Origin of the sequence: Pontibacter sp. BAB1700 (assembly GCF_000277005.1) — a bacterium.
Classification (GTDB): Bacteria; Bacteroidota; Bacteroidia; order Cytophagales; family Hymenobacteraceae; genus Pontibacter; species Pontibacter lucknowensis.
The window spans coordinates 1-6451 of the sequence record NZ_AKIS01000237.1 but is presented as its reverse complement, the minus strand read 5'-3'; the positions used below and the strand labels follow the sequence as shown (position 1 = coordinate 6451).

Here is a 6451-nt window from a genome sequence, read left to right as displayed (position 1 = left end):
GCGCTGGTGGGCGATGCCGTGGCACATGCCGTGCTGCCAGGTGTCTGCCTGGCCTTTATCCTGTCAGGCACCAAAAACCCCTTCATCCTGCTGATCGGCGCATTTGTAACGGGCTGGCTTTCGCTGGTGGTGATCGATTACATTACTTCTCGTTCACGCATCAAAGAGGACACAGCCATCGGGCTGGTGCTCTCGGTCTTCTTTGGGATTGGTATCCTTCTGCTTACTGCCATACAGCAGACCGGCAATGCTGCTCAGAGTGGACTCGACAAGTTTCTGTTTGGTAGTGCGGCTTCGCTTATCGGCGAAGACCTGATCGCTTTTGGGGTGGTAGCGGTATTGCTTCTGGTAGCTGTGGTGCTATTTTTTAAAGAACTTACCCTACTCTGTTTCGACCAGGCCTATGCCCGCACCATCGGCTTTCCGGTACGCGGACTGGAGTTACTTCTCACAACGCTCACAGTTTTTGCAGTAGTGGTCGGTATACAGGCTGTAGGCGTTGTACTAATGGCCGCTATGCTCATCACACCGGCTGCGGCGGCTCGCTTCTGGACCGAAAACCTGAAAGTCATGCTGGTACTTGCTGCGCTGATAGGGGCATTTTCAGGTATAGCGGGCGCCTTTGTCTCATACACGGCCCCTTCTATGCCGACAGGGCCCTGGATTGTGCTGATCGTGTCGATGATTGCGATCCTGTCGTTCGCCCTTGCTCCCGGTCGCGGCTGGATTGCCCGTATCTTGCGGCAGCGACGCAATAAAACGCGAATTCTGGAAGAAAACCTCCTCAAACTACTCTACCAGTTAGGTGAACTCCGACAGGACTATGACAGTGCCCGCAGTCTGGAAGAATTACTGGAAAGACGCAATATACCCAGGAAGGAAGCCATACGCGGATTACAGAAACTAAAGCGGCAAGGTTATCTCCAAAAAGAGGACAAGCGCTGGTTGCTGACACCGGAGGGCGAAAAACGCGGTCGTCGGGTCGTACGCCTCCATCGCCTATGGGAGCTATACCTGACGCAGTACCTGAATCTGGCCTCCGACCACGTGCATGAAGACGCCGAGACCATCGAGCACATCATCACCCCGGAACTGGAGCAGCGTCTGATCGAAGAACTCAACTATCCCGATCTCGATCCGCATAGCGCGAGGATTCCATAAAATTTAGCAAATGCGCGATGGGGTGAATGAGTGATTTAAAATCCGCAAAAACAGGTAATGAACGAACCAAATCATACAAGATATTTTAATAAGAATTAGGTAAAAGGGTTCTCGCCTACGAGTATGAAAATTTCATAAAATAAAAACAATCACTCATTCACTCCATCACACATTCGCTAACTATAATAAAACATGAACGCATTCTGGATCATATTGACGGGTAGTCTGGTAGCCACATGCTGCAGTCTGTTGGGTTGCTTCCTGATACTGCGGCGCATGGCCATGGTGGGCGATGCTATTTCGCATGCGGTGCTGCCGGGCATTGTGATCGCGTTTATGTTTACGGGCTCGCGTGATACCATTCCGATGCTGATTGGGGCCGGTCTGCTGGGTGTGCTCACCACTTTCCTGATAGAGTTCTTCCACCGCTTTGCGCGGGTACAGGCCGATGCGGCCATTGGCGTCACCTTCACCTGGCTTTTTGCCATCGGCATCATCCTGATCTCCGTATTTGCCGGTCAGGTAGACCTTGACCAGGACTGCGTACTTTATGGCGAAATAGCTTATGTACCGCTCGACCTGATCATCACCGAAGGAGGCCTGAGCATGGGTCCCCGCACTGTCTGGATGCTGGCAGTGGTCACACTGCTAATCGGCTTATTTATTGTATTGGGATATAAGGAGCTTTTCCTGACCACCTTTGACCCGGCTTTTGCGGCAGCCATAGGCATTTCCACTACCCTGTGGTATTACCTGCTGATGGGTGCCGTGTCGCTGACGACGGTAGCTTCGTTTGAGTCGGTAGGTGCTATCCTGGTGGTGGCCTTTCTGGTTGCTCCTCCAGCTACAGCCTACCTACTTACCGACGATTTCAAGACCATGCTGGGAATCTCGGTCCTGCTAGGGGTTATTGCCTCATTTGCCGGGTACTACCTGGCGGTTTGGCTCGATGGGTCCATTGCCGGAGCTATCGCTACCGTGACAGGTATAGAGTTTCTGCTAGCCTTTCTTTTTTCGCCCACCCACGGCAAGCTGCGCCGACAGAAGCGTGTGCAAACCGTAGGACATTAGATTGAAAACAAGGTATAAAGCAACCTATATAAAAAGCATAACTTTAAGCGTTCTGATTCAAAGATAACCTGCTATGCTACAGAAAACATTCCTCCTGCCATTGCTCGCACTGCTGCTATTCTCCAGCTATACCTGGCACAATGTATCGCCTGACGAAAATACTCCTCAAAAAGAAGTTAAGATTAATTGGCTCAGCATAGAAGAAGCTGCCGAAAAGATCAAGAAGCAGCCTCGGAAAGTCGTGATTGATGTGTATACCGACTGGTGTGGCTGGTGCAAAAAGATGGACAAGTCTACCTTCACTGATCCTGCGGTGGTGGCTTACATTAACAAGAACTACTATGCCGTGAAGCTTGACGCTGAGGGCAAAAAGCCGATCACCCTCAATGGCCATACCTATACTTTCAAGGAACAATACCGGGCACACGAGTTGGCTATAGCCCTGCTACAGGGACAGATGAGTTACCCGACTACCGTATACCTGGACGAAAAGTTCAACATGCTCACACCCGTACCTGGTTACCTCGATGCCTCCACCTTTCACAAAATCCTGACTTATTTTGGGGACAATCATCACAAGAGTAAAACCTGGGAAGAGTATAGCAGGAAGTAGGATTCACGAATGTTTCATGAAGAATGCCTGATTTATGCGTAATTTTGTGTTTTAAACACCTGCTATACCTTGACCAATCAGCTCATACATACAGATACCATTGCAGCGGTAGCCACAGCGTCCGGAACAGGCGCCATCGCGGTGATCCGCCTTTCGGGCCCGGAAGCCATCACCATCACCAATTCAGTTTTCAAAGGAAAAGACCTCACCCAACAAGCCAGCCATACCATCCACTTTGGAACGCTGCGCGATGGGGACAAGATTGTCGATGAAGTGCTGGTCTCGCTCTTTGTGGCTCCTCACTCCTACACCAAGGAAAATGTGGTGGAGATTTCCTGCCACGGCTCTGACTTTATTGTGCAGCAGATCATGCAGCTGCTCCTGAAAAAAGGTGCCCGTCTGGCCAATGCCGGGGAGTTTACGAAACGTGCTTTTTTGAACGGACAGTTTGACCTGGCACAGGCAGAGGCCGTGGCCGATCTGATCGCCTCTGACTCCGCTCTTTCGCATGAAGTGGCCATGAAGCAGATGCGGGGCGGGTTTTCGCAGGAGATCAAGCGACTGCGGGCCGAACTGGTGCATTTTGCCTCCATGATCGAGTTAGAGCTTGACTTTGGGGAAGAGGATGTGGAGTTTGCCGATCGTGACCAGTTGCGTATCCTGATCCTGAACATTCAGCAGATCATCCGCGAACTGCTCAAGTCTTTTGAGCTGGGCAATGTGATCAAGAACGGCGTACCGACTGTGATCGTGGGCAAGCCAAACGCTGGTAAGTCTACTCTGCTCAACAAACTACTCAACGAAGAGAAAGCCATTGTATCGGATGTGCCTGGTACGACACGTGACTTCATCGAAGACGAGATCAACATCGGGGGAGTGACGTTCCGCTTTATCGACACAGCCGGTCTGCGCGAAACAACCGACAAAGTGGAAGCCATCGGCGTGGAGCGCACCATGCAGAAGCTAAGCCAGTCTTCCCTGATCATCTACCTGTTCGACATCACCGACACCACGCCGGAAGAACTGCAGTCAGAACTGGAAGTACTAAACCCCAAGAAACTGCCTTTCCTGCCGGTAGCGAATAAGATTGACCAGGCCTCTCCAGAAAAACTGGCTGCTTTCGCAGGTATAGAAGGTATGGTGCAGATATCCGCCGCAGAGGGTGCTAACCTGGAGGACCTGAAGCAAGCGTTGGTGGACAAGGTGAACCTGGGCAAACTAAATACACAGCAGCAAACCATCGTGACCAACCTGCGTCACGTCGACAGTCTGAACAAAACCTATGAAGCGCTGGACGATGTGCTGAACGGGCTGGGCCTGGGCATGAGCGGCGACCTGGTGGCAGCTGATATACGCCGTGCGCTTTACAGTCTAGGCCAGATCACCGGAGAGATCACAACGGATGATTTGCTGGACAACATCTTCACAAAATTCTGCATCGGCAAATAGGTCGACTCAAAAACCGCTTTTTTAGAGCGTATGACACGATTTTAGAAGAATTCGACAGGCTCCCAACCTGTTTTAAAGGAAGAATTTGTTACGTTTTTGTTACGAATTCTTCCTTTTTCATTTTAGTGCTGTCTGGTGGGGAGATTATGTCCACTACAGTCCACTCCTGTCCGTTGCTGACTTCCTTAGACCTTAGTAGACCATTAATATGAGTAGCAACATTAGACTAACTCGCAAATGTCAGTTCTGTGGAAAACAGTTTATAGCAAAGACTACTGTCACTAAGAACTGTTCAGATTACTGCGCCAAAAGAGCCTACAAACGGAGGTTAAAAGAGCAAAAGATTACAACGTCTGAATTAGAAACTGGTGCCACTTTCCATGTAATCGAGAATAACCTTCACGAAAAGGCATACCTGTCCATACAAGAGGCTTCTATCCTGTTCGGGATATCTACAAGAACAATCAGGAGAATGATAGAATCCAAAAAGCTTCCGATAATTAGATTTAACAGCAGAATTATATTACAAAAAAAAGAACTTTTAGAAAAAATGAAAATATTTTTAAACATTTCCATTTCTCGATTCCATAAAGGAGGATTTTGAAAATTTTTACTCTAATAAAATGGAAAAGAAAACCACAGATAAACAACAAGCACTGTATGAGTTGCAATTGCTTCATCTTAAAAGCATGACTAAAAAGACACTTTGGGAAACAGATATCATTACTCAGGATGATGCTGCATACCTATTGGATATCAGCAAAGAAACTCTTCGTGAGAGAGGCATTAGATACAAGCAGATAAGAGATGGGAACAAAATTTATTACTCGACTAAACAATTACGTGAAGCACTTACAACATCAGAAAGACTTAACACAGCTAATACTAGCAGTACAGAGAAATTATTTAACAGTTACCTATAATTATAATTTACCATGAATATAAAATTAAGATTACGCAAGAATAAAAAAATTCACAAGCATTTATGCAGACATCTACTATGGCTTTAAACAAAGAGAATATGTTAAGTTGGGAAAATTATATCCAGATGAAAGCAATCCTCAAGTTAAATTGATAAATGATGAAGCCAAGGCAAAAGCTATGAAGTTTGTTGATGATTTTCTCAAGGGAAACAAACCACACGCAATTGGTGCGAAATCGAACTTATCATCAAGTTCAGATTTTATTGAGTACTTCAGATTTTATGCCGAAAGTAAACGAGATGAAGGTCAACAGCAATACATCTCTTCCTTCAATCACTTTCAGAAGTTCGTTGGCTCTTTGACTATAAAGTTTAGTGACTTGACAGTAGACTTAGCTAAAAGCTATCATGACTACCTTTTCAATAAAGCAATGTCACGCAAGAACCAGCGTCTTAGCAACAATTCCGCATTGGCATATTTTGAAAAATTTTCGATTGTAATCAAATCGGCAATCGAAAAAGGTATCATCACGACTAACCCAGCACATAACATTAAAGGGCGTAAAAAATATAAACAACCTAAAAGAAGCTTTCTAACTCTACAGGAAATAGAAAAGCTTAAAGCAACGTCATTTGAAAATCATACCCTATTGAAGAAAGCTTTCATATTCAGTTGCTACACAGGACTTCGATTTGGTGATGTACTGAGATTAGAGGTCAAAGATATATATTCTCTTGGAGGTGAAGCTTACGAATGCTCTGTTCAAATGGGTAAAACAGAGGAATCCCTAACTATACCTTTAACAAAAAATACTATAGACTTCATTAGATTAGAATTACAAGGTAAACCCAATGATAAGGTGTTCAAAGGTCTTAGCTATAGCCAATCGAACATCATCTTAAAGAACTGGATGGTAGAAGCACGTATAAATAAACATATAACGTTTCACAATGCTCGTCACAGCTTTGCATGTAACCTCTTAAATACTGATGCGAATATAGTTGATATAAGAAGCCTCTTGGGTCATAGAAGTGTAAAGACTACGGAGATATATGCTAAATCAACTGCTGGCAGACTCAGAAGCGCAGTACAAAAATTAGATGATTAGACAGAAAAGGAGAGGTTGGCTAATGTGAGATAGTCAAGATATAATCTGACAGTTTAAGTAAATTGAATGTGACGTCATTTAATTATTAACCCGATTATATCATGACCACTCAAGACAAAATTATCA

The 6451-nt window shown here is 45.9% G+C and carries 7 protein-coding genes; all 7 read left to right on the top strand.

Annotation, left to right across the window (positions count from 1 at the left end):
- A partial coding sequence (locus tag O71_RS20720) for an iron chelate uptake ABC transporter family permease subunit (RefSeq protein ID WP_007661101.1) occupies positions 1-1161 on the top strand: 1161 nt, incomplete at its 5' end.
- 192 nt (positions 1162-1353) lie between these two features.
- The gene (locus O71_RS20715) at positions 1354-2232 is read left to right on the top strand and encodes a metal ABC transporter permease (RefSeq protein ID WP_007661100.1); all 879 of its coding nucleotides are present in this window, start codon (positions 1354-1356) and stop codon (positions 2230-2232) included.
- Between the two features lie 73 nt (positions 2233-2305).
- Positions 2306-2845 (top strand): thioredoxin fold domain-containing protein, encoded by a 540-nt coding sequence (locus O71_RS20710; protein WP_007661091.1) that lies wholly within the window; start codon positions 2306-2308, stop codon positions 2843-2845.
- 69 nt (positions 2846-2914) lie between these two features.
- Positions 2915-4294 (top strand): tRNA uridine-5-carboxymethylaminomethyl(34) synthesis GTPase MnmE, encoded by a 1380-nt coding sequence (gene mnmE / locus O71_RS20705; RefSeq protein ID WP_007661090.1) that lies wholly within the window; start codon positions 2915-2917, stop codon positions 4292-4294.
- Positions 4295-4502: 208 nt separating this feature from the next.
- A complete protein-coding gene (locus tag O71_RS27650; RefSeq protein ID WP_007661089.1) occupies positions 4503-4898 on the top strand; it encodes a helix-turn-helix domain-containing protein in 396 nt (131 codons plus the stop codon).
- 19 nt (positions 4899-4917) lie between these two features.
- Positions 4918-5217 carry a hypothetical protein gene (locus O71_RS20695; RefSeq protein ID WP_007661088.1) on the top strand — a complete coding sequence of 100 codons (300 nt, stop codon included), beginning with the start codon at positions 4918-4920 and terminating at the stop codon, positions 5215-5217.
- A gap of 106 nt (positions 5218-5323) precedes the next feature.
- The gene (locus O71_RS20690; RefSeq protein WP_007661087.1) at positions 5324-6325 is read left to right on the top strand and encodes a site-specific integrase; all 1002 of its coding nucleotides are present in this window, start codon (positions 5324-5326) and stop codon (positions 6323-6325) included.
- Positions 6326-6451 lie beyond the last annotated feature (126 nt).

Excerpts from the sequence above, each read along its gene's own strand:
- O71_RS20695 (WP_007661088.1), top strand. The coding sequence starts at position 4,918 with ATGGAAAAGAAAACCACAGATAAACAACAAGCACTGTATGAGTTGCAA.
- O71_RS20710 (WP_007661091.1), top strand. The coding sequence starts at position 2,306 with ATGCTACAGAAAACATTCCTCCTGCCATTGCTCGCACTGCTGCTATTC.
- O71_RS20715 (WP_007661100.1), top strand. The coding sequence starts at position 1,354 with ATGAACGCATTCTGGATCATATTGACGGGTAGTCTGGTAGCCACATGC.
- O71_RS27650 (WP_007661089.1), top strand. The coding sequence starts at position 4,503 with ATGAGTAGCAACATTAGACTAACTCGCAAATGTCAGTTCTGTGGAAAA.